This window comes from Peptoniphilus rhinitidis 1-13 (assembly GCF_000246925.1).
Taxonomy (GTDB): domain Bacteria; phylum Bacillota; class Clostridia; order Tissierellales; family Peptoniphilaceae; genus Peptoniphilus_A; species Peptoniphilus_A lacydonensis.
In genome coordinates this window covers 125,041-146,682 of the sequence record NZ_BAEW01000003.1, presented here as the reverse complement: position 1 = coordinate 146,682, position 21,642 = coordinate 125,041, and the positions used below count along the sequence as shown (strand labels likewise).

Genomic DNA, 21,642 nt, shown 5'->3' with positions numbered 1-21,642 from the left:
AATTGCAAACTTTAAGAGATGCAGCTGTAGGAAAATACTACATTGTCAAAAAAATTAAAGGTTCAGGACCACTGAAGAGAAGAATAATGGATATGGGAATTACGAAAAATTCTGAAATATACATAAGAAAGGTAGCACCTCTTGGTGATCCTGTACAAATAAATATTAGAAATTATGAATTAAGCATTAGACGTGAAGATGCAGAGTTAATTGAAATTGAAGAAGTAGAAAAAAAGGAGGGCTAAATGGCTATTACTATCGCACTTGCTGGCAATCCCAACAGCGGAAAGTCCACACTATTTAATGGACTAACTGGTTCAAATCAATATGTGGGCAATTGGCCTGGCGTAACTGTTGAGAAAAAAACTGGCAAGTATAAAAAAGATAAGGAAGTTCACTTCACAGATTTGCCGGGAATTTATTCTCTTTCGCCTTACACTTTGGAAGAAGTTGTATCGAGAGATTATCTTGTAAATGAAAAACCAGATGCAATTATTGATGTTGTAGATGCGACAAATATTGAAAGAAATTTATTTTTGGCAACACAACTTGTTGAATTGGGAATACCTGTTGTAATTGCACTTAATATGATGGATGTAGTCAAGAAGAATAATGACTATATAGATATAAAAAAATTAGAAAAAAGTTTGGGTTGCAAGATTGTAGAGATTTCTGCACTTAAAAATGAAAATATTGATAAATTAATAGATGTAGCAAAAAGTGTAGCTATGTCAAAAGAAACACATTATCAAAAATTTGATGATGATATTGAAAAATACATTGAAGAAATAGAAAATTTTAGTGTAATTAAAGACAATCCTGCAAAGAGATGGCTTGCAGTTAAACTTTTTGAACAAGATGAAAAAATAATAAATGAATTTCCCCTTTATGGAAATGAAACTAAAAGGCTTGATGAAATTGTTGAAGAAGCTGAAGAAAAGTTTGATGATGATGGCGAAGGAATTATTACTGATGGAAGATATAATTTCGTATCAAAGATAACAAAGGATGCTGTCAAAAAGGGCAGAAAGGGAATGACAAAGTCTGACAAAATAGATAGGTTTGTAACAAATAGATTTTTGGCAATTCCAATTTTTGTAGGAATAATTACTTTGGTATATATGCTTGCAATAAATGTTGTTGGAGGACCTGTAACTGATTGGGTAAATGATGTTTTCTTTGGCGAAATTATTGGAGAAAATTTTAGAGGGTTTCTAGAAAATGCTGGAACATCAGAATTTTTGACGTCACTTTTAGTTGATGGAATTATTGGTGGTGTGGGGGCAGTTCTTGGTTTTCTTCCAGTAATTGCTGTATTATTTTTATTTATTTCAATCTTGGAAGATGTTGGTTATATGTCAAGAATTGCGTTTATCCTCGACAGAATTTTTAGGAGGTTTGGTCTTTCTGGGAAAAGTTTTATTCCAATTTTAATGGGTACAGGTTGTTCAGTCCCAGCTATAATGGCGACGAGGACAATTGAGTCTGACAACGACAGAAGAATGACTATTATGACTACGTCTTTTATGCCATGCGGTGCAAAACTTGATATAATTGCAATGTTTGCGGCATTTTTGGGAGGAAGCTGGTGGTATGCTCCTATTTGGTATTTTGGTGGAATAATGGCAGTAATAATTTCTGGAATTATTTTGAAAAAGACAAAATATTTTTCAGGAGATCCTGCTCCATTTGTAATGGAACTTCCAGAATATCACATGCCAAGTGCACACAATGTTTTAAAAGCAACATGGCATAGATGTAAAGCCTTCGTTGTAAAAGCGGGAACGATAATTTTACTCGCAACTGTTGCAATTTGGTTCTTGAAAAATATTTCAGTGACAGGAGAATTTATGGACTTTGATAGAGATCCATCTGATTCTGTTCTTGCTGCAGCAGGAAAAGTGATTGCTCCAATCTTTAAACCTCTTGGATTTGGAAATTGGATTGCAAGTGTATCAACGATACTTGGACTTGTTGCAAAAGAAGTTGTAGTAGGAACTTATGGAGTTCTTGCAGGTATAGGAGAAGTTGGAGCAGAAGACGCACCAATGGTTGCATTAGTTTCTTCACAATTTACAGTGGCATCAGCTTTTGCCTTTGTATTCTTTAATCAACTTACAGTTCCTTGTTTTGCAGCAACAGGAGCGATAAAAGAAGAAATGGGATCAAGAAAGTGGTATTTATTTGCCATTGGATATCAAATTCTATTCTCTTATACAATTGCATTTATGATTTATCAATTTGGAAGAGTTATAGAAGGTGGAGCATTTAATGTAGGCACAGCCATTGCAATAGTAGTTTTATTCATCTATGGATACTTTTTATTTAGAAAAGATAGATCAAAACTTAAAAATAAAGATTTTGATCACAACAAAAAAGATGAGGTGATAAAATATGAGTCCAATTAATATAGTGGTTGCTCTTGTGATAATTACTGTAATTTTCTTTGCAACAAGAAAAGTAGTAAAGAAAAAAGGTAGTTGCGGTTGTGGTTGTGAGTCATGTCATAGCTCATGTGCTGCACATAATATAGAAAAATAAATTAAATTTTTAGGAATGCTTTTTTTAAGGTATTCCTTTTTTATTTTAATTTAGATTAAATAAGAAGTTATGCAAGTGATGGAAATAAAACCATAAAAAACAGATGACAACTAAAAATAATCACCATCTGTTAATTTGAATTATTTGATATTTTTTTAAAAACTTCCGCATATTTTGAGAAAGTCTTTTCCAATTCTTCTACACTATATTTTTTACTATATGGACTTCTCATTATTTCTTCTAATGCTTGGCACATATTGTTGTGTATTTTTGTATCTGATACTATGGATGTAGGGGTGTTTGAGTCTTCTGATAATATTTTTTTGAAAAACATATTATTTTCACTTATAAAAAAATTAAATTGATCTAGACCAAGAGAAGAAATAAACCTATTGTCATTTATAATGTAAAAATTTATTTTTTTATTATTTTTCATTACATTAATTATATTTTTAAAGTGTGCTTCTCGGTCTTTGTAACTTAACTTTGCTTTTGTGGAACAGTAAAGCATATCACCCGTTTCGAAATAATTTAATAGGCTTGTCTTTGTTGTCAGAAAGTTTATATTTGAGTCTGCAAATAACTCATCCCAAATAAGCTTTATGTTTAATATTTCAGATTTTTTGTATTCAAATTTATCACTGATAGAATTAAGGATTTTATCTATTATATAATTTGGCAGTAAAAATTCGAAGCCATAATTTGACAGAAATAGAAATTCATTATCTGAATAAAAGTATTTTCTGTAATTTGTCTTTGCAATTTCTTCTGGTGATGATATTGTTATAATTTTATTTAACTCATTAAATAGATTGTCGATATAAGATGAAAATTCAAGTAGGGTGTCTAATTCGTTGCCGTAAGTTATAGTATTTAAGTTTTGGGCATCGTTGTTAAATACTATATACATTTTATCTTTTACTAATAAATAATTGTAATTTACATTACTATCCTCATATAGCTCTATCTCAACATTGGAGTTATCTGTTATACTTTTCAATATATTCTTATCTTGTAAATTTTTTTTATCACAGAGAAGATGCAATTTTATTTTTTTGTTTTTTGCCTTTTTTGTAATATTAAATAGTAAATTTGCATATTGACTATATATGTCAAAGGTTGCCCAAATGTCTAATTCATTATTTTCAAATATTATTTTTTTGAAAATTTTCTTTATATCATCATCAGCGTTATGATTCCTAAAAATAAAGTTTGTATTGGATCTATATTTTGCTGGAACATCGGAATTTGTGTAATTGTAAGAATCATTTAATAGTTTATAAATTAAAAACTCAAGACCCCTTTCTTCGTTTGTTTTCAATATTTCAGAGCTCTTTAAGTTAAAGAAAAGCAAGAATTCATTTATTTTATTTTCTTCTATTAAAGCTTTAGAGAAGAGAGTGGCCAATTTTCCGTTAATTATATAAATATTTTTATAAGAGGGAAGTTTTTTGCCACTATTCCACTTGCTTATATAGGATATGTCGTAATCTAAAATATAGGCAATAGTAGAGAGTTTTGTATTTGTCATATCTGTTAGTGTTTTAAAAACTTGTCTGTAAGACCACATATGAAGCACCTCTTATATAGTATGAAGTACATTATATTGTTTTATTGACTAAAAGTCAAATAATGTCTTAAAAGTGCAACATGTTTCAAGAAGTAAAATATTAAATTAAGCCTATGCCATTATATAATAAAATAAATATGAGTATATTTTTAATATATAAAAAATTATTTGGAGGAGAAAATGGTAAACTATAATACTGTAACTGATAAAGTTATTGAAGAAATCAAAAGTTCTGTCAGTGGCAATGTATATGTTGGAGAAGAAATTAATATTGATTTTTTCCACGATGAAATGCCTATATATGGCGAAGGTCAACCTGAACTTGTTGTTGATGCAGTAAATGCAAAAGAAATTTCCAAAATTGTTAAAATTTGTAATGAAAATAAGATTCCTGTAGTGCCAAGAGGTGCTGGAACAGGACTTACTGGTGCTGGAGTTTCTAGATTTGGTGGCGTTATGATTAATATGCAATCAATGAATAATATTCTAGAATATGATGAAGAAAACATGGTAGTTAAGGTAGAACCAGGCGTATTACTTAATGATTTGGCTGAAGACTGTCTAGCAAAAGGATATATGTATCCACCAGATCCAGGTGAAAAATTTGCTACTCTTGGCGGAAATGTTGCTACTAATGCAGGTGGTATGAGAGCTGTTAAATATGGTACTACAAGAAATTATGTGCGTTCAATGGAAGTTGTTCTTCCTACTGGAGAAATAACTAATTTTGGTGCAACAGTTTCTAAGACTTCAACAGGTTATTCATTAAAGGATCTTATTATCGGGTCTGAAGGTACTCTTGGAATTATTACTGAACTAACTCTTAAAATTATTCCTGCTCCAAAAGAAACTATTTCATTAATTGTTCCATATGAAGATTTAGACACTTGTATTTCAACTGTTCCACAATTATTTAAAGCTCACTTAAATCCACAAGCTATCGAATTTATGGAAAAAGAAATTGTTGATATGTCTGAAATCTACATTGGAAAATCTACTTTTCCTAAAGAATTAGATGGAATTGAAATTGGTGCTTACTTATTAATAACTTTTGATGGTAATGACGAAGATGAACTTAATGATATTATTGAAGAAGCCGCTGAAGTATTAATGGAAGCTGGAGCAATTGACATTCTTGTAGCTGATACTCCAAAAAAGATTAAAGAAGCGTGGGCTGCTAGATCATCTTTTCTTGAAGCAATTGAATCTCAAACTAAGCTTCTTGACGAATGTGACGTTGTTGTTCCAATTAATATGATTGCTAAATACGTTCAATATGTTAATGAAAAAGCAAAGAATTATTCATTTGAAGTTAAGAGCTTTGGTCACGCAGGTGATGGAAATTTACACATTTACACTTGTTCAAATGATATGGAAAAAGATGAATTCATGAAACAAGTTGAAGAATTCATGAAAGATATTTATGGAAAAGCTTATGAATTTGGTGGACAAATTTCTGGTGAACATGGTATTGGTTTTGGTAAAAAAGAATTTTTGAAGATTTTTGAAGGGGATGTAAATACTGATTTAATGAGAGGTATTAAAAAAGTATTTGATCCAAACTTAATATTAAATCCAAACAAAGTTATTTAATAAAAGGGGATATAAATGTCATATTTAATTTCAGAAGAGGCACAAGATTTATTATTAGATGTTAAGAATTTTTGTGAAAAAGAAGTAGTAGAAGTTGCAAAGGAAGCTGATCGTACTGGTGAATGGCCAGAAGAGCTTTATGAAAAAGCAAAAGAGCAAGGATATTTTGCTCTAGAAGTTCCTGAAGAATTGGGAGGACCTGGTCTTTCTAGAATTGACATTGCTGCTTTATTTGAAGAAATGGCAAAGGCTGATGCTGGTTTTGCAACTACTATTTCAGCGTCAGGACTAGGAATGAAACCTGTTCTTATTGCAGGAACTGAAGAACAAAAGGAATACATTGCTGACATTACTATGGAAGGTGGACTTGGAGCGTTTTGCCTTACTGAGCCAGGTGCAGGTTCTGACGCAAGTTCAGGAACAACTACTGCTGTAAAAGATGGCGACGAATATGTATTAAACGGAAGAAAGTGTTTTATTACTAATGGAGCTGTTGCATCATATTATTGCATAACTGCTCTTACTGACAAATCAAAGGGCGTTAAAGGAATGTCTATGTTCTTAGTGCCAGCTGGAACTAAGGGTTTAAGTGCAGGAAAAGAAGAAGACAAGATGGGTATTAGAACTTCTAATACTACTGATGTTGTTCTTGAAGATTGTAGGATTCCTGCTAAAAACCTTATTGGTGAAGAAGGTAAGGGATTTTCAATTGCTATGAAAACTCTTGACCAAGCTAGGGCTTGGATGGGTTGTATTGCAGTTGGTATTGCTCAAAGGGGCATAGATGAAGCTAAAAAATATACAAGTGAGAGAGTTCAATTTGGAAAATCAATAAACGAAAATCAAGCAATACAATTTAAACTTGCAGATATGGATATTCAAACAGAAGTAGCAAGACAAATGGTTGGCAATGCTCTTACAAGAATGGATATGGGATTAACTTACAACAGAGAGTCTGCAATTGCAAAATGCTTTGCATCAGATATTGCTATGAGAGTCGCTGAAAATTCTATTCAACTTTTTGGTGGATATGGTTACAGTAGAGAATATCCTGTTGAAAAACTTTTAAGAGATGCGAAAATTTTCCAAATTTTTGAAGGTACTAATGAGATTTTGAGAATTGTTGTTGCAAATAATTTATTGAGAGGTTAATAGATGAATATTTTAGTGTGTATTAAAGAAGTGCCTGATGATTCAGTATCAGTTTCTGTCAGTAATGACAGAGCTGTTACTGAAGACATCACGCCAATTGTAAATGCTTTTGATACTTACTCCTTGGAAATGGCAGTAAGATTAAAGGAAAAAGAAGAGGGGCAAGTTGTAGTAGTTTCTATTGGAGATGAAGGTGTCAAAAATTCACTTAAAAACTGTTTAGCAGTTGGTGCTGACAAAGCATATTTAATTAAGTGCGATGATTATAAAAATTTAGACACAAATTCAATTACAAATATTTTAATAGATGCAAAGAAAAAATTAGAAGAAGAATGTGGCGTTTTTGATTTAGTTTGTTTTGGTAAAGAAACTACTGATAAAGAAGCTTCACAAGTTGGAGTTTATTTTGCAAATAAAGTAGGTCAAGGTGTTGTTACATCTGTAATTGAAATTACAAAGGATGGGGATTCTCTAATTTCTAAACAAGAAATTGATGGTGGATATAGAGAAGTTGAAACAAAGATGCCATCTGTGCTAACAATTGCTAAGCCAAATTATGAACCTAGATATCCTACTATAAAGAGTAAAATGGCTGCAAGAAGACAAAAAATTGACGATATAGAAGTTGATAGCATCTCAGAATTGATTCTTGAAGAATTAAAAGACTTTGAACCTGAAAAAAGACAAGCAGGAGTTAAGATCAACGAAGAAGATGCCGAAGTAAGTGTTCAAAAAGCAATTGAATTAATGAAAGAAAAAAAGGTTATATAGGAGGTCAAGATGAAAAATATATTAACTTATATAGAAATAAAAGATAGGGCTCCTATAAAGCTAAGCTTGGAGTCATTATCTAAGGCAAGTGAAATTGCAAAGGAAAAATCAACTGAATCTATTGCTCTAATTTTTGATGATATTGTTGATGAAGAAGTAGAAAAGCTAAAAGCAGCAGGTGCTGATAAAATTATAATTGTTAAAAGAGATGCTTACAATATGGAAGATTTTTCCAATACTATTGTTAAAGTTGCTGAAAAATATGATGCAGAAGATATATTTATCCCTGGAAGTCTTGATGGAAAAGATTTAGCAGCTAATGTTGCAGCTATTCTTGATACAGTTTCTGTTACTAATGTAATGGATATTAAATTTGAAGGGGACGAAGTTCACTATGTTACTCCATCTTATGGTGCAACAGTTTTAACTGTATCAAAGGTAAAAAAAGGGACTAGAATTATTGCTATAAGAAGTGGATCTTTTGATAAGAGAGATGATTTAGCTGGAAAAGGAGAAATCATAAAAGAAGAAGTTGATGAATTAAAAGATTTGAAAGCAGTTATAAGAGATGTTGTTACTTCAACAGAAGAAGTAATAAATCTTGAAGATGCACAAATTATTGTAACTTGTGGAAGAGGCGCAAGTTCAGAAGAAATTTATCCCCTTGTTAAAGAATTAGCTGATGTTCTTGATGCACCTATTTCTGGAACTAGACCAGTAATTGACGATGGAGTTTTGCCAAAGGCTTCACAAATAGGTCAATCTGGCAAAATTGTTTCTCCAAAACTTTACATTGGATGCGGAGTTAGTGGAGCAGTGCAACATATATCTGGAATTGAGAATTCAGATTTTATAGTAGCTATTAATAAAGATGAAGATGCTCCAATATTTAATATAGCTGACATTGGTATTGTTGGTGATTGTAAGGTTATTCTTCCCCTATTCACTGAAGAAATTAAAAAAATAAAAGAAAATTAATTAAAATAGGAGTTAACTATGAATTATTTAAAGGAGTTTGTAATCCTATGTGTATGTTTATTTTTAGGAATAATTACAAGACATCTTATTAATTTTCCTATTCCAGAAGCAGTATATGGGATGATTTATCTATTCATAGCTTTTGCCCTTAAAATTTTAGAACCTGACGATGTTAAAAAGACATCAAATGGTATTCTTCAAAATTTGGCAATATTATTTGTACCAGCAGGTGTTGGAATAATGAATAGTTATGACGAGATAAAAGGTAAGACTTTAACACTTGCTCTTATAGTAATAGTAGGGACAGGTATTACTATGGGATTAACTGGTAAGGTAATAGAAATATTGCAAAGGAGGAAAAATGTTAGATAATAAATATTTTGGTATTATTTTAACTTTTGCAACTTTCGAAATAGGAAAGATGATTAACAATAAATTAAAATCTCCAATTGCCAATCCACTTTTAATTTCAATTGCTATATGTATATTGTTTTTAAAACTTACTGGCATTCCTTATGAGTCCTATAAGCAAGGCGGAGATTTTATTATGTTCTTTATCGCACCTGCTACAGTTGCCATGGTAGTAGATCTCTATGAAAACTTAGAGGAATTGAAAAAGAATTTAATGCCTATTTTAACAGGTACAATTTTAGGTTCTATTATATCTCTCGCTTTTGTAATAATTGCATCAAAGTTTGTTGGATTAGATGAAAATTTAGTAGTTTCATCAACTCCACAATCTATTACAACGGCAATAGCAATATCTTTATCAGCGGAGTATGGTGGAAATTCTGCAATAACAGCAGTACTTGTAGTTCTCAGAGGAGTTACTGGAGCTGTGATTGCACCAATAATAATGAAAATATTTAACATAACAGATCCAACGGCACAAGGTGTTGGTATAGGAACATCATCTCACGCAGTTGGTACATCTGAAGCAAGAAAACTTGGCGAAATCCAAGGGGCTATGAGCGGTCTTTCAATTGCAGTAGCAGGACTTGTTACTGTAGTTTTAATGCCAATAGCTATGAAACTAATAACTGTATTATATTAAAATAAAATTTAAAATATAAATATAAAAATCGTACTTTAGAACTTAGATCACTTTGGTTTAAGTTCTTTTTTTGTTCAGGCATGAGAGAATATTTCAATAAGTAAATTACATAGAAAAAAATTGCTAAAGGATTTAAGATAGCTATTTTGAATTCGATAAAAACAGTTTTACAGAATTAAAAGTAAAAAAACTGCAAAATAAATAGTTTTTTTGGTAAAAAATATTTTATATAAACATTAGAAAAAGCTAATAAATATTTGTCTTCATTTTGCAAAAAAATATTCACTATGTGAAATGTGAAAATTAAATGAAATTATGCAAATTTATAAAAAGCTCTTGAAATCGAAGTTAAAAGGTCTATAATGAAGAACGTGTGAAGAAATAAAAAGAGTGGTGATATTTTTGAAAGAAAGCATAGATAGTATTTTAACAATAGATAAAAAAACCAGAGAACTTGTTCAAGATACTGATGAAGAGATTGAAAAGATAAAAAAAGATCTGAGAGAAAAACTTACAGACCTTGAGAATGAATCTATTGAAAAGTCTAAATTACTTGGCAAAGAAAAAAGTGATGAAATTTTATCTGAGTTTGAAGAAAAAGCTCAAAATTTGCGAAATGACAATGCAAGAAATTTAAAAGAGATTGAAAAATTTTACAATGAGAACTCTGATAGTCTTATTGAAAGTGCTTTTAATATGGTGATTGGAAGTAAAAGAGATGTTTGATGGTCTAAAGGCATTAAATGCAAAGATTTCAAAAATGTATTCAGATTTTTTGGATTATGATGATTTTGTAATAATGGCTGAAAAAGATTCCGCAAGAGAGGTGCTTTCTTATTTAAAAGAGAAGAAATTTCCTGACATAGATTCTTTTTCGGATATTTATGAAGTTGAAGAATTTTTAGAAGATTATAGGAGAAGACAAGTTTTAAAGCTTCGTGGATTTCTTCCTTTAAGATATAGAGATTTTTTGAAGGCTTATTTGGAAAGAAGCAATGTAGAAAAAATTTCTAAAATTTTAAGAGCTCTTAAAATGGGAAAAAATCCAAAAGTGGATGAACTTGTAATAGGTGGAAAAAAGATAAATTTTATAGATGAAACCTTTGAGTCTTTTATAGATAATTTAAAGGGAACTCATTATTATGACTCCATAAAAAATTATAAGTCTTCTAAGGATGAAGATGCACTTTTTTCCATTGAGATGAATTTAGATAAGTTTTATTATATGAATCTAACTGAGGCGGTGAAATCTCTATCTAAAGAGGACAGAGAAGAATTCAAAAAGATTTTTGGTGTGAATATTGATCTTTTAAATATTATTTGGATTTATAGGGCAAAAAAATATTACAATATTTCACCTGAAGAAATTTTTAATTTTACAATTTTTGGTGGGAATTATACTTCTGAAAAATTGCTACATCTTTCATATTTAGATGAAGAAGAATTTGAGGAAGAAATCAAAAATTCTAGATACTCTGTTTTGTTTTCTGGAGGAAGAGTTATTAAGACTGGAAGAACTGCAAAGAAGACCATGTATGGAATTGCAAGAAAAAACTTTAGAAAGACTGATGGAATTGGAAAGTTTATGAGCTTTTTGGTGCTTTTAGATTTTGAGATTGCAAATATTGAAAGAATTTTAGAGGGTACTAGATTTGGTCTTGATAAAGACGAAAAATTAAAATATATGATTGTAGATAGAGAGGGAAGTGAAAAAATTGGCCGTTGAAAAAATGAAGGTCGCTAATATCATTGGAAAGATTGATGATATGGATTCAGTTGTGCTGGACATTTTAAATTTAAATTGTATGCAATTTATGTCGGCTGAAGCTAATGTTGCTGATAACAAATTTATGTTTAGTCTTGACAATGAAGAAAACTTGGAGAGAAATCTAGAATTAAATTATATTTCTCCTGTTGAAGAAGATGAATCTCACAAGACTTCTGCTAAAAAGGCAGAAGAGATAATGAAATTCTTGGGAATTGAAGAAATTGATGAGTCTTATTTTGAAAAGGTAAATGTAGATGAGGATGTAGATTCCTTTGTGGCAAATATAAGTGAAAAAATTGATGAATATGAAAAGACGAAGGAAAATCTAAAAATTTTAGATACTTTGAAAGAGAATTATGAACTTTTTAAGAATGTAGATATTGATTTAAAGGATATTGCTGATTTAAAGTATTTTAACACTAGATTTGGTTTTTTAGATCAAGATGCAAGATATAGACTTAAAAAGAACTATGGGAATATTCTCGCTATGATTTATCACACAGGGACTGTGGATAATAGGGAACTTTTTCTTGTAATTTATCCTAAGGAAACTGAGAAAGATATAAATAGAGTTTTAAATAGTTTAAACTTTACAGAAGTTGAACTTCTTGGAGAAAATGTAGAGGGGACAGCAAATCTTATTTACAAAAATCTTGAAGAAGAAGAAGAAAAAGTAAAGAGAAAAATGTTTGAAATTGAAGAGTACAATAAGAATTTATTGGAAAATAGAAGTGAGGAACTAAAGACTACTCTTGCCCATATGCTTAGTTATGAAGAAATTGAAAAGGCAAAAAAGCATATGCTTAAGTCAAATAAATATTTTTATTTATCTGGTTGGATTGGAGATTCAGACAAGAAGAAGTTGGAAGATAAACTTTCTAAATATAAAAATATAGATATAGAATATGTAGATCCTAAAGATGAGGAAATGAAGACACCTACAAAGCTTAAAAATGCAAATTTTTTCAAGCCCTTTGAGCTACTGATAAATATGTATGGAACTCCAAATTATGAAGAGTTTGATCCCACTGTCATTTTTGGGATAACATACATGATTTTGTTTGGTGCGATGTTTGGCGATTTGGGTCAAGGGGCTGTGTTTGTAATTGCCGGACTTTTATTGACAAAAAAGAACAAAGACTTTGGAGGACTCTTAATAAGAATGGGAGCATCTTCAATGTTTTTCGGAGTGATGTATGGGTCAGTATTTGGCAGTGAAGAAATTATTCCTGCAATTTGGTTTAGACCTTTTGATAATATAGATGATACGCTTATAATTGCGATTTATTTTGGCATTATTTTACTTGCCATCTCCTATGGTATTGGTATTTACAATAGATTAAAAAATAACAAAGCAGATGAAGCCTTCTTTTCAAAAGAAGGTGTGCTTGGAGTTTTAATTTTTATAGCTATGATAAATATTGGAATAGCTGTAATGGGTGGAAATGCACCTCTTCCAAAGAAAATATCTGTTGGAATTTTAGTAGTAAGTCTACTTTTAATGTTATTTAAAAGACCAATACTTAAAGTTTTATTTAAGAAAAAACCTGAGGGCAGTGCATCTGATTATTATATTGAGTCCTCTTTTGGACTATTGGAAGCACTTCTTTCAACAATGAGTTCAATTATCTCATTTATAAGAGTGGGTGCCTTTGCGATAAACCACGTGGGTTTATTCTTAGCATTTAAAACTCTTGGAGAAATGGTTGGCTCAAGTGGAGGAAATATTGCAGTTTTAATTTTTGGCAATATTTTGATATTGGGTCTTGAAGGTTTAATTGTATTTATTCAATCACTTAGACTTGAATATTATGAAATGTTTAGCAAGTATTATAGTGGCGACGGAGTTCTTTTTGAACCCGACAGAATTTATTAAAGAGGAGTTTAAAGATGGAAAAGATTATTATTTTAGCAGTTTTGACAGTATTTTCAATGGTAGTTACAGGTTTTTATTTTATTCAAAAGGGAACGAATTCAAATAAAAAATTTGCTCGTGCACTTTTAAAATTAAATTTATTTGTTTTCGCACCAGTTTTTGTATTTGGTCTAATTACATTTGTACCACAAATGGCATCTGCAGCAACAGCAGCACCAGCATCAGGTAATGGCCTTGGATTTTTGGCAGCAGGTCTTTCAACAGGTCTTGCATCACTAGGTGCCGGAGTTGCTGTATCAAATGTAGGTTCTGCAGCAATTGGAGCTGTATCAGAAGATCCTAAGATTCTTGGTAAATCAATGATTTATTTAGGACTTGCAGAAGGTATTGCAATTTATGGTCTTATTATTTCAATTATGATTCTTGGAAGAATATAATGAGATCAATTCTTTTAACATCAAATGACGATATAATTAACGGCCTTCGCCTTGCAGGTGTAAGGTCTGTTAAATGTAAAGACAGATCTGAACTTTTAAAAAATTTTAAAGCTTATAAAAATGATGAAGAAATTGGGATAATAATTTTAACTTATTCATCTTTTAATGAAATAAAAGATGAAGTATTGGAATTTAAATTAACTGGAAAGCTTCCTTTAGTTGTAACTATTCCCGATTTAGATGGAAAGATGGAAGATGATTTTATTTTAAAATATGTAAGAGAATCTGTCGGTGTGAAAGCTGTAGGTGATTAAATGATTTTACTTGAAAACAAAATTGCCATATTCAATAAGATTGTCTATTTAAAGCAAAAAGAAGAGTGCGAAAATAAAATAAGAGAAGAAAAGGAAAAAGCAGAAAAAGTTTTAGCTGACAAAGTAGAAAAATTAAAAGAGGATGAAAAATCCTATGTGGATAGGAGAGTAGCTCTTGCAAAGAGAAGGGGTTATGAACTTATTGCATCAGTTGAAGAACAAAAAAGAGTTCTTTTCCTAGAAGAAGATGAAAAATTATTGAGAGAACTTCTCGAAACTCTTTCACAAAAACTTTTGGCTTTTACAAAGACAGAAGAATATGTAAATCTAGAAATAAAAAATTTTAGAGAAATATTAGATGAAATTGATGAGAAAAAAATTTATCTATATATAAAAAATGATGAAAATAAAGAGCTCGTTGAAAAATTCAAAGAGATAGCAAAAGAAAAGGGCATGGAATTAGAAATTGATGAGCTTTTTGATTATCATATTGGTGGTTTTATAATATCTGATGTGGATAAAACTTATAATATAAATTTATCTCTTAAAAATAAGTTAGACGATATGAGATATGAAATAGGCTCTATGCTACATGAAAAATTAAAAGAAAGAGGTGAAGTCATTGGAAAAGGCATTAATTAAATCAGTTGACGGACCAGTTGTAATTGGCAAGAATATGGCCGATTACAAAATTAGAGAAATGGTTCTTGTGGGCGAGAAAAAATTAATTGGCGAAGTTATTTCAATTGATGGAGACCTAGGAACAGTTCAAGTTTATGAAGAAACTGAAGGGCTAAAACGTGATGAAGATATTATATCCACTGGTGCACCACTTTCTGTAAAACTTGGGCCAGGAATGATAAGAGGGATTTTTGATGGGATTGAAAGACCTCTTGAAACTATTAAAGAAAAACATGGATCTTTTATGCCTGAAGGTATTGGTCTTATTTCTTTAGATGAAGAAAAACTTTGGGATGTAAAATTTAAAGTTAAGTTGCATGATAAAGTTTATGGAGGCCAAATTTTTGCTGAAGTGCCTGAAACTGATATTATAACTCACAAGGTTATGATTCCACCAGAAGTGGATGGAGAGATTGTAGAAATTTTGGAAGATGGAAAGTACAATATTGAAACAGTTCTCCTAAAAGTAAAAGATGAATTTGGAAAAATAAATGAAGTTAAAATGTACCAAAATTGGCCAGTAAGAATTCCTAGACCAGTTAAAGAAAGACTTCCCATTGACAAACTTCTTGTAACAGGTCAAAGAGTTTTTGATGTATTTTTCCCAATTGCAAAGGGAGGAACTACTGCAATACCTGGAGGATTTGGTACTGGAAAGACAATGACTCAACATCAAATTGCGAAATATTGCGATGCAGATATTATTATATATATTGGATGTGGAGAACGTGGAAATGAAATGACAGAAGTTTTGGAAGATTTTCCAAAACTAATAGATCCAAATACAGGTAAGGCACTTATGGATCGTACAATTCTTATTGCAAACACATCAAATATGCCAGTAGCAGCTCGTGAAGCTTCTATTTATACTGGTGTAACTATGGCAGAATATTTTAGAGATATGGGTTATCACGTTGCATTAATGGGCGATTCCACATCTCGTTGGGCAGAAGCACTTCGTGAAATTTCTGGTCGTCTTGAAGAGATGCCGGCAGAAGAAGGTTATCCTGCTTATCTTCCTTCAAGAATTGCAGGTTTTTATGAAAGAGCTGGATATGTAAAAACTCTTTCTGAAACTGAAGGATCAGTTACTCTTATTGGTGCAGTTTCACCAGCCGGTGGAGATTTTTCTGAACCAGTTACTGAAAATACAAAGAGATTTGTAAATGTATTTTTGGCACTTGATAAAGAACTTGCTTACTCAAGGCACTATCCTGCAATAAATTGGATGAACTCATATTCAGGTTACATTCCCCTTCTTAAAAATTATTACGATATGAGGCTTGATGGTGATCTTCCTGATTTGAGGATAAAATATTTAGATCTTTTGCACAAAGAAGCAAAGTTAAATGAAATTGTAATGTTAGTTGGAGAAGATGTTTTGCCAGATGAAGAAAGACTTGTTCTTGAAATCTGTCGTGTGGTAAAAGTTGGATTTTTGCAACAAAATGCGTTCAATCCAATTGACACTTTTGTTCCCCTTGAAAAACAATTTGAAATGTTAAAAACAATAGATAATCTTTACGAAAAGGGAAAGCAAGCACTTAAATATAAAATCCCAATTTCAGTTATAAAAAATGATGCACTTTATGGGAAAGTTATAAATATGAAGTATGATATAGAAAATGAAGATTTGAGAAAATTTGTAAGCTTAAATAATGAAATAAATGATTTTTATTTAAATCTTAGTACAACTTATGGTGATGAAGAATGAAAAAAGAATATTTAACACTTGATAGAATTGAAGGATCCTTATTAGAACTTTCAAATCTTCACAGAGTTAGCTATGGTGAAGTTGTAAGAATTAAATCAAAGGATGGAAAGAGATCAGAAATTGGTCAAGTAATAAAAGTTGACGAAGACAAAGCTGTTGTGCAAGTTTTTGGAAACAACTTAGGTGTTTCTACAAATAATACTAAAGTAGAATTTTCAGCACACCCCTTTGAAGTACCTCTTTCATCAGAAATTTTGGGAAGAGTCTTTAATGGGACAGCAGAGCCGATAGACAAGGGAGGTGCGATTTATTCAAGTGATGTTTATAATATCAATGGTCGTCCAATAAATCCATCTGCAAGAGAATACCCAAGAAATTTTATTCAAACAGGGATATCTTCAATTGATGGACTTATGACTCTTATTAGAGGACAAAAACTTCCAATATTTTCTGGATCAGGACTTCCACACAATGAAATTGCCGCACAAATTGTAAGACAAGCAAAAATTGCAGATGAAGATGGAGAAAATAATTTTGCCATAGTCTTTGCTGCAATTGGTGTAAAACATGACGAAGCAGATTTCTTTAGAGAAAGTTTTAAAAATTCTGGAGTAATTGACAAGGTAGTAATGTATATAAATTATGCTGATGATCCAATTATGGAAAGATTGATTGCGCCTAAATGTGCTCTTACAGCGGCAGAATATTTGGCTTTTGAAAAAAATATGCAAGTTTTAGTTATAATGACTGATATAACTTCTTATGCAGAAGCTTTAAGAGAAGTTTCATCTTCAAGGGAAGAAGTTCCTTCAAGAAAGGGCTACCCTGGACACTTGTATTCAGATCTTGCATCACTTTACGAAAGAGCTGGGATGACAAAAGATAGCAATGGTTCAGTCACATTAATTCCAATATTAACAATGCCAAATGATGATATCACACACCCAATACCAGACCTTACAGGTTATATTACTGAAGGACAAATCGTTGTAAGTCGTGATTTATTTTCAAAGGGAGTTTATCCTCCAATAGATGTATTACCTTCACTATCAAGACTTATGAAAGATGGAATTGGAGAAGGATACACTAGAGAAGATCATCCAGATTTATCTTCACAATTATTTGCATCTTATTCAAAGGTACAAGAAACAAGGGCTCTAGCTCAAATTATTGGTGAAGATGACATATCTGATGATGAAAAATTAGTTTTAAAATTTGGGAATGAATTTGAAAAAAGATTTTTGACTCAAGACCAAAATGAAAATAGAGATATAGAAGAAACATTAAATTTAGGATGGGAACTTTTAAAAATACTTCCATCTGAAATGATTGATAGAATTGATCCTAAGTTAAAAGAAAAATATTTAGGTGATGATAATGACAATTAAGGTCACACCGACAAAAGCAAATTTAATAGCGTCAAAAAATGCTCTTATGTTGGCAGAAAAGGGATATGATCTTCTCGATAAAAAAAGAACAGTCCTCATAAAAGAAATGATGGATTTAAATAAAAATGCAAAAAAGCTTCAAGATGAAATAGAAGAAAAATTTGGAAATTCTTATTCTGAATTAGTTGAAGCAACAATTTCAATGGGTGCTCTTTCTTTAAAAGAAATGGGAGAGTTTGCACCTCTTGAGGATGAATATAATATTCTATCTCGATCAGTAATGGGTCTTGAACTTCCAAAAGTAAAATATGAAAAAAGAGATGTGAAAGCTGAGTATTCGCTTCACAAATCAAATGCCGCCTTTGACAGGGCAAAGATAAATATTGAGGAAATTCTTCCTGTTATTTATGAACTTGCAGAGATAGAAACTTCGGTTTTTAGGCTTGCAAATGAAATAAAAAAGACTGCAAAAAGGGCAAATGCTCTAGATAAAATTCAAATTCCAAAATATAAAGATATAATTAGAGAGATAGAAGAAATTTTGGCAGAAAAAGAAAGAGAAGATTTCTTTAGACTTAAAAAAGTAAAAAATAAGAAAAATAGAAAGAGCAAGTAACTCCTTGGAGTACCTGCTCTTATTTCTATAAGGTTCTATGATATCTGTTGGGGAGTAAATCTCTAACAGATATTTTTATATAAAAAATTTGCACTTATACGCATTTAGTCCTAAACTTAAAATAACTAAAAATAGAACAAAAAAGCGTTGAAAAAACAACGCTTTAATAAAATATTTAATTTTAAAATACTATTCTGTGGCGAAGTTGTCGAAGTAACCTTGTATTAAAACTACAGGAGTTCCCTTGTCGCCAGATCCACTTGTGAGGTCACACAAACTTCCTAGTAAATCAGTTATTCTTCTAGGAGTTGTGCCTAGGGTTTCGTCTTTACCAACTAAATCTTTATTTTTGTGGGAAATTTTTTCTTTCATTGCGGCAGTTGCAGTTTCTGTGTCCATATCTTTTAAATCAGTATCTGCAATGTATTTTATTTTAAGTTCACTTGGAGTTCCGCTAAGGCCTTTAGTGTGAGCAGGGGACACTACGGGATCTGCAAGTTCCCATATTTTACCAACGGGATCTTTAAAAGCTCCGTCGCCATAAATCATAACTTCAATTTCTTTGTTGTATTTTTCGTTTAATTTTTTTTGAACTTCATTTACAAAAGTTTCTCCATCTCGTGGGAAAAGTTTTAATTTTGTTTCAGATGCGAAGTTTGATCCAAGTAGACCAAATTCTTTATTGTAACCACTGTCATTAATTGATTCATTTAGTAGATCGTCAAGACCTAGAACAGTTTTTGCACCTTGATCTTTTAAAATTCTTTTTATATCAAATCTTGTATGAGTAGATCCAATTAAAATTTCGTCAGTATAATTTAAAATTGTCTTTGGGTCATTTGAAAAGTGTATTTCACAGTTGCCATTACAAATTTCTTTATAAAGAGTAACATAATCAATTCCAGTAAATTCATGTTTTACAACTTCACCAAAAATTTTTCTGTAATCTTTTTCTTCTAGAACATCCGTGAAAGGATTTATTTTAGTTTCATATAGAAGGTTTGGATCCATTAGTGAATTCCCAACTTCGTCAGAAGGATAAGAAAATAGGAAATGAACTTTTTTTCCTGATTTTGCAATTCCTCTTAAGATTGTTGAAAATCTATTTCTACTCAAGATAGGAAATACTATCCCAATTTCTCCATCATATTTTTTATTTATATCTTCTGCTATATCAGAAGTAGTTACATAATTATTTTGAGCTCTAGCAACTAATGATTCTGTTACAGCGACAACATCCTTATCGTGCATAGAAATATTTTCTGATTCAATAGCCTTATCTAGGGAATCTACGACAATATCAACTAGATTGTCTCCACTTTTTACAATCGGAGTACGGATTCCACGTACAACTGTTCCAATGTATCTTTGCATAATTCCTCCTACATTTACATAAATTACGTTTTTACTTCAAAATTATACACGATGTTATTAAAAATGTAAAATTTTTTTTTAAAGAAATTTAAAAAATTCCCCCAGATTTAAAAATATTAATGACAAATTTAAATATATTAAGAATTATTATATATTTATGAGAAATTTAGTAAATAGACTATACATTTGTAACCACTTTGTAATATAATCTTATAGAGAATAAAGAAAGGTAGTATCTATGATAAAATTTGAAAATGTATTTAAGGAATACAACAATGGTGTTGCTGCACTTTCAAATATTAATATTGAAATACCTCGCGGTGATTTTGTTTTTTTAGTTGGGCCATCGGGCGCAGGCAAATCTACTATGATAAAACTCTTAATTAGAGAGGAAAAAGTAAATCGTGGCAAAATTTTTATTGGCGGCGATGAAATAACTAAAATCTCAAAATATATGATACCCAAACTTAGAAGAAATATTTCAGTTGTATTCCAAGACTACAGATTATTGGAAAAAAAGACAGTTTTTGAAAATGTTGCTTTTGCACTTGAAATTTTGGGAGCTTCAAAAAAAGAGATAAATAAAAATGTTGATTATGCTCTTGAGCTTGTAAATTTAAGTGAAAAGAAAAAAGACTATCCTTCAGAACTTTCTGGGGGAGAGTCACAAAGAGTTTCCATTGCTAGGGCGATTGTCAATAGGGCACCTTATCTTGTGTGCGATGAGCCCACTGGAAACTTAGATGAAAACACTGCATGGGATATAATGAAAGCTTTAAAAAATATAAATGATGATGGAAAGACTGTCATTATGGCAACGCACGCAGTAAATATTGTAAATAAATTTAATAAAAGAGTAGTCACTTTAAATAAAGGGAAAATCATATCAGACGTTAGGGAAGGGGGATATTATGAAAATAATAAGACAATTCTTTAATGTTTTGAAAGAGTCCTTTGCAAGCTTTTGGAGAAATAAAACAATGTCTTTTACTTCAGTGATTTCTATAGCGGCAATGTTAACTCTTTTTGGAATAGTTATGCTTATGATTTTAAATTTAAATGGCATAGTTTATCAGACAGGTGAGAAACTTGACAAGGTTGTATTTTTTTTGAAAGATGAGGCAGATTCCAAGGAGGTAAATGCTTTTATTTCTGAATTAAATAAAAATGACAAAGTAAAAAAAGTTTCCTATGTTTCAAGAGAAGAAGCACTTGAAGAATTCAAAAAAGGATTTGGAGAAAACTCAACTATATTAGAAAATATTCCTGGAGGGAATCCACTTCCTGCATCTATTACTGTTGAAATGGAAGAACTTTCATATGGAAAAGAAATTGAAGAGAAATATAAAGATATTGATATAGTTGAAGACCACAATTATTATTATGATTTTGTAACTCAAATGATGAAGGTGCAAAATGGAGTGAAATATGTTGGAACAGGTATTGTATTAGTTTTAGTTTTAGTTTCTGTTTTAATTATTCATAATACTATTAAAATAGCTGTTTCAAATAGAAGAAAAGAAATAAATATTATGAAATATGTGGGTGCGACAGATACTTATATAAGAGGGCCTTTTCTTATAAATGGAATCATTTTTGGAGTTTTGGGTGCAATGCTTGCGGGGTTTTTAAGTATGAAGCTTTATGAACTTTTATATGACAAGTTAAACCCTCAACTTTATGATATAACTAATTTGGATTTAATATCATGCTTGTCTATTCAAAGGGAATTGTATATAATATTTTTGTGTATCGGCGTTGGAATAGGCTTTTTTGGAAGTTTATTTTCAACTAAGAAATTTTTGGATGTGTAGG

22 protein-coding genes are annotated in these 21,642 nt (G+C 30.9%); 20 read left to right on the top strand and 2 right to left on the bottom strand.

Going from position 1 to position 21,642, the window contains the following annotated elements; genetic code table 11:
• Positions 1–2 precede the first annotated feature (2 nt).
• Genes RH95_RS03610 through RH95_RS09325 form a run of 3 tightly spaced genes read left to right on the top strand, consistent with a single transcriptional unit; the run spans position 3 to position 2,541 of the window.
• Entirely contained in the window at positions 3–245 is a 243-nt protein-coding gene (locus RH95_RS03610) for a FeoA family protein (protein WP_010244501.1), read from the top strand.
• Entirely contained in the window at positions 246–2,408 is a 2,163-nt protein-coding gene (feoB, locus tag RH95_RS03605) for a ferrous iron transport protein B (protein ID WP_010244499.1), read from the top strand.
• Entirely contained in the window at positions 2,395–2,541 is a 147-nt protein-coding gene (locus RH95_RS09325) for a FeoB-associated Cys-rich membrane protein (RefSeq protein WP_081497997.1), read from the top strand. Before feoB ends, RH95_RS09325 begins: the two co-directional genes overlap by 14 nt.
• 130 nt (positions 2,542–2,671) lie before the next feature.
• Here the strand turns inward: RH95_RS09325 and RH95_RS03600 are convergent, their stop codons facing one another.
• The gene (locus RH95_RS03600; protein WP_235777709.1) at positions 2,672–4,072 is read right to left on the bottom strand and encodes a hypothetical protein; all 1,401 of its coding nucleotides are present in this window, start codon (positions 4,070–4,072) and stop codon (positions 2,672–2,674) included.
• Positions 4,073–4,291: 219 nt separating this feature from the next.
• On the opposite strand from RH95_RS03600, the gene RH95_RS03595 reads away from it, so the two are divergent.
• The 15 genes from RH95_RS03595 (at position 4,292) to RH95_RS03525 (ending at position 18,453) form a co-directional block, all read left to right on the top strand.
• Positions 4,292–5,704, top strand: a complete 1,413-nt coding sequence (locus RH95_RS03595; protein WP_010244494.1) for a D-lactate dehydrogenase — start codon at positions 4,292–4,294, stop codon at positions 5,702–5,704.
• A 15-nt stretch (positions 5,705–5,719) separates the two neighbouring features.
• Entirely contained in the window at positions 5,720–6,856 is a 1,137-nt protein-coding gene (locus RH95_RS03590; protein WP_010244491.1) for an acyl-CoA dehydrogenase family protein, read from the top strand.
• 3 nt (positions 6,857–6,859) lie between these two features.
• Positions 6,860–7,627 carry an electron transfer flavoprotein subunit beta/FixA family protein gene (locus tag RH95_RS03585; RefSeq protein WP_010244489.1) on the top strand — a complete coding sequence of 256 codons (768 nt, stop codon included), beginning with the start codon at positions 6,860–6,862 and terminating at the stop codon, positions 7,625–7,627.
• Positions 7,628–7,636: 9 nt separating this feature from the next.
• Positions 7,637–8,605: an electron transfer flavoprotein subunit alpha/FixB family protein gene (locus RH95_RS03580; RefSeq protein WP_010244486.1), complete on the top strand. Its 969-nt coding sequence runs from the start codon at positions 7,637–7,639 to the stop codon at positions 8,603–8,605.
• A gap of 18 nt (positions 8,606–8,623) precedes the next feature.
• A complete protein-coding gene (locus tag RH95_RS03575; RefSeq protein ID WP_010244483.1) occupies positions 8,624–8,977 on the top strand; it encodes a CidA/LrgA family protein in 354 nt (117 codons plus the stop codon).
• Positions 8,967–9,659, top strand: coding sequence for an LrgB family protein (locus tag RH95_RS03570; RefSeq protein WP_010244480.1), 693 nt, complete (start codon positions 8,967–8,969; stop codon positions 9,657–9,659). Before RH95_RS03575 ends, RH95_RS03570 begins: the two co-directional genes overlap by 11 nt.
• Positions 9,660–10,061: 402 nt before the next feature.
• Positions 10,062–10,385, top strand: coding sequence for a hypothetical protein (locus tag RH95_RS03565; protein WP_010244477.1), 324 nt, complete (start codon positions 10,062–10,064; stop codon positions 10,383–10,385).
• Positions 10,378–11,385, top strand: coding sequence for a V-type ATPase subunit (locus RH95_RS03560; RefSeq protein ID WP_010244474.1), 1,008 nt, complete (start codon positions 10,378–10,380; stop codon positions 11,383–11,385). The genes RH95_RS03565 and RH95_RS03560 overlap by 8 nt, the downstream gene beginning before the upstream one ends.
• Entirely contained in the window at positions 11,366–13,303 is a 1,938-nt protein-coding gene (locus tag RH95_RS03555) for a V-type ATP synthase subunit I (RefSeq protein ID WP_010244471.1), read from the top strand. The genes RH95_RS03560 and RH95_RS03555 overlap by 20 nt, the downstream gene beginning before the upstream one ends.
• A gap of 14 nt (positions 13,304–13,317) precedes the next feature.
• Positions 13,318–13,740: an ATP synthase subunit C gene (locus tag RH95_RS03550; protein ID WP_010244467.1), complete on the top strand. Its 423-nt coding sequence runs from the start codon at positions 13,318–13,320 to the stop codon at positions 13,738–13,740.
• Positions 13,740–14,054 (top strand): V-type ATP synthase subunit F, encoded by a 315-nt coding sequence (locus RH95_RS03545; RefSeq protein WP_010244464.1) that lies wholly within the window; start codon positions 13,740–13,742, stop codon positions 14,052–14,054. Before RH95_RS03550 ends, RH95_RS03545 begins: the two co-directional genes overlap by 1 nt.
• On the top strand, positions 14,055–14,696 hold the full coding sequence (locus RH95_RS03540; RefSeq protein ID WP_010244461.1) for a hypothetical protein: 642 nt from the start codon (positions 14,055–14,057) through the stop codon (positions 14,694–14,696).
• The gene (locus tag RH95_RS03535) at positions 14,677–16,449 is read left to right on the top strand and encodes a V-type ATP synthase subunit A (RefSeq protein WP_010244458.1); all 1,773 of its coding nucleotides are present in this window, start codon (positions 14,677–14,679) and stop codon (positions 16,447–16,449) included. The genes RH95_RS03540 and RH95_RS03535 overlap by 20 nt, the downstream gene beginning before the upstream one ends.
• Positions 16,446–17,837 carry a V-type ATP synthase subunit B gene (locus RH95_RS03530; protein WP_010244456.1) on the top strand — a complete coding sequence of 464 codons (1,392 nt, stop codon included), beginning with the start codon at positions 16,446–16,448 and terminating at the stop codon, positions 17,835–17,837. Before RH95_RS03535 ends, RH95_RS03530 begins: the two co-directional genes overlap by 4 nt.
• Complete coding sequence (locus RH95_RS03525) at positions 17,827–18,453, top strand: V-type ATP synthase subunit D (protein ID WP_010244453.1); 627 nt, start codon at positions 17,827–17,829, stop codon at positions 18,451–18,453. The genes RH95_RS03530 and RH95_RS03525 overlap by 11 nt, the downstream gene beginning before the upstream one ends.
• A gap of 189 nt (positions 18,454–18,642) precedes the next feature.
• On the opposite strand, the gene RH95_RS03520 is transcribed toward RH95_RS03525, so the two are convergent.
• Positions 18,643–19,827, bottom strand: coding sequence for a coenzyme F420-0:L-glutamate ligase (locus tag RH95_RS03520; protein WP_010244451.1), 1,185 nt, complete (start codon positions 19,825–19,827; stop codon positions 18,643–18,645).
• A 238-nt stretch (positions 19,828–20,065) separates the two neighbouring features.
• Between RH95_RS03520 and ftsE the strand changes: the two genes are divergently transcribed.
• Positions 20,066–20,764, top strand: a complete 699-nt coding sequence (gene ftsE, locus RH95_RS03515) for a cell division ATP-binding protein FtsE (protein ID WP_010244448.1) — start codon at positions 20,066–20,068, stop codon at positions 20,762–20,764.
• Entirely contained in the window at positions 20,739–21,641 is a 903-nt protein-coding gene (gene ftsX, locus RH95_RS03510) for a permease-like cell division protein FtsX (protein WP_010244445.1), read from the top strand. Before ftsE ends, ftsX begins: the two co-directional genes overlap by 26 nt.
• Position 21,642: the final 1 nt, after the last annotated feature.

What these genes read in the sequence shown, in the direction of transcription:
- RH95_RS03595 (WP_010244494.1), top strand. Translation starts at nt 4,292, where the DNA reads ATGGTAAACTATAATACTGTAACTGATAAAGTTATTGAAGAAATCAAA.
- RH95_RS03570 (WP_010244480.1), top strand. Translation starts at nt 8,967, where the DNA reads ATGTTAGATAATAAATATTTTGGTATTATTTTAACTTTTGCAACTTTC.
- RH95_RS09325 (WP_081497997.1), top strand. Translation starts at nt 2,395, where the DNA reads ATGAGTCCAATTAATATAGTGGTTGCTCTTGTGATAATTACTGTAATT.
- RH95_RS03575 (WP_010244483.1), top strand. Translation starts at nt 8,624, where the DNA reads ATGAATTATTTAAAGGAGTTTGTAATCCTATGTGTATGTTTATTTTTA.
- feoB (WP_010244499.1), top strand. Translation starts at nt 246, where the DNA reads ATGGCTATTACTATCGCACTTGCTGGCAATCCCAACAGCGGAAAGTCC.
- RH95_RS03530 (WP_010244456.1), top strand. Translation starts at nt 16,446, where the DNA reads ATGAAAAAAGAATATTTAACACTTGATAGAATTGAAGGATCCTTATTA.
- RH95_RS03525 (WP_010244453.1), top strand. Translation starts at nt 17,827, where the DNA reads ATGACAATTAAGGTCACACCGACAAAAGCAAATTTAATAGCGTCAAAA.
- RH95_RS03540 (WP_010244461.1), top strand. Translation starts at nt 14,055, where the DNA reads ATGATTTTACTTGAAAACAAAATTGCCATATTCAATAAGATTGTCTAT.
- RH95_RS03545 (WP_010244464.1), top strand. Translation starts at nt 13,740, where the DNA reads ATGAGATCAATTCTTTTAACATCAAATGACGATATAATTAACGGCCTT.
- ftsE (WP_010244448.1), top strand. Translation starts at nt 20,066, where the DNA reads ATGATAAAATTTGAAAATGTATTTAAGGAATACAACAATGGTGTTGCT.
- RH95_RS03520 (WP_010244451.1), bottom strand. Translation starts at nt 19,827, where the DNA reads ATGCAAAGATACATTGGAACAGTTGTACGTGGAATCCGTACTCCGATT.
- RH95_RS03560 (WP_010244474.1), top strand. Translation starts at nt 10,378, where the DNA reads ATGTTTGATGGTCTAAAGGCATTAAATGCAAAGATTTCAAAAATGTAT.
- RH95_RS03550 (WP_010244467.1), top strand. Translation starts at nt 13,318, where the DNA reads ATGGAAAAGATTATTATTTTAGCAGTTTTGACAGTATTTTCAATGGTA.
- RH95_RS03600 (WP_235777709.1), bottom strand. Translation starts at nt 4,072, where the DNA reads ATGACAAATACAAAACTCTCTACTATTGCCTATATTTTAGATTACGAC.
- RH95_RS03585 (WP_010244489.1), top strand. Translation starts at nt 6,860, where the DNA reads ATGAATATTTTAGTGTGTATTAAAGAAGTGCCTGATGATTCAGTATCA.
- RH95_RS03580 (WP_010244486.1), top strand. Translation starts at nt 7,637, where the DNA reads ATGAAAAATATATTAACTTATATAGAAATAAAAGATAGGGCTCCTATA.
- RH95_RS03590 (WP_010244491.1), top strand. Translation starts at nt 5,720, where the DNA reads ATGTCATATTTAATTTCAGAAGAGGCACAAGATTTATTATTAGATGTT.
- ftsX (WP_010244445.1), top strand. Translation starts at nt 20,739, where the DNA reads ATGAAAATAATAAGACAATTCTTTAATGTTTTGAAAGAGTCCTTTGCA.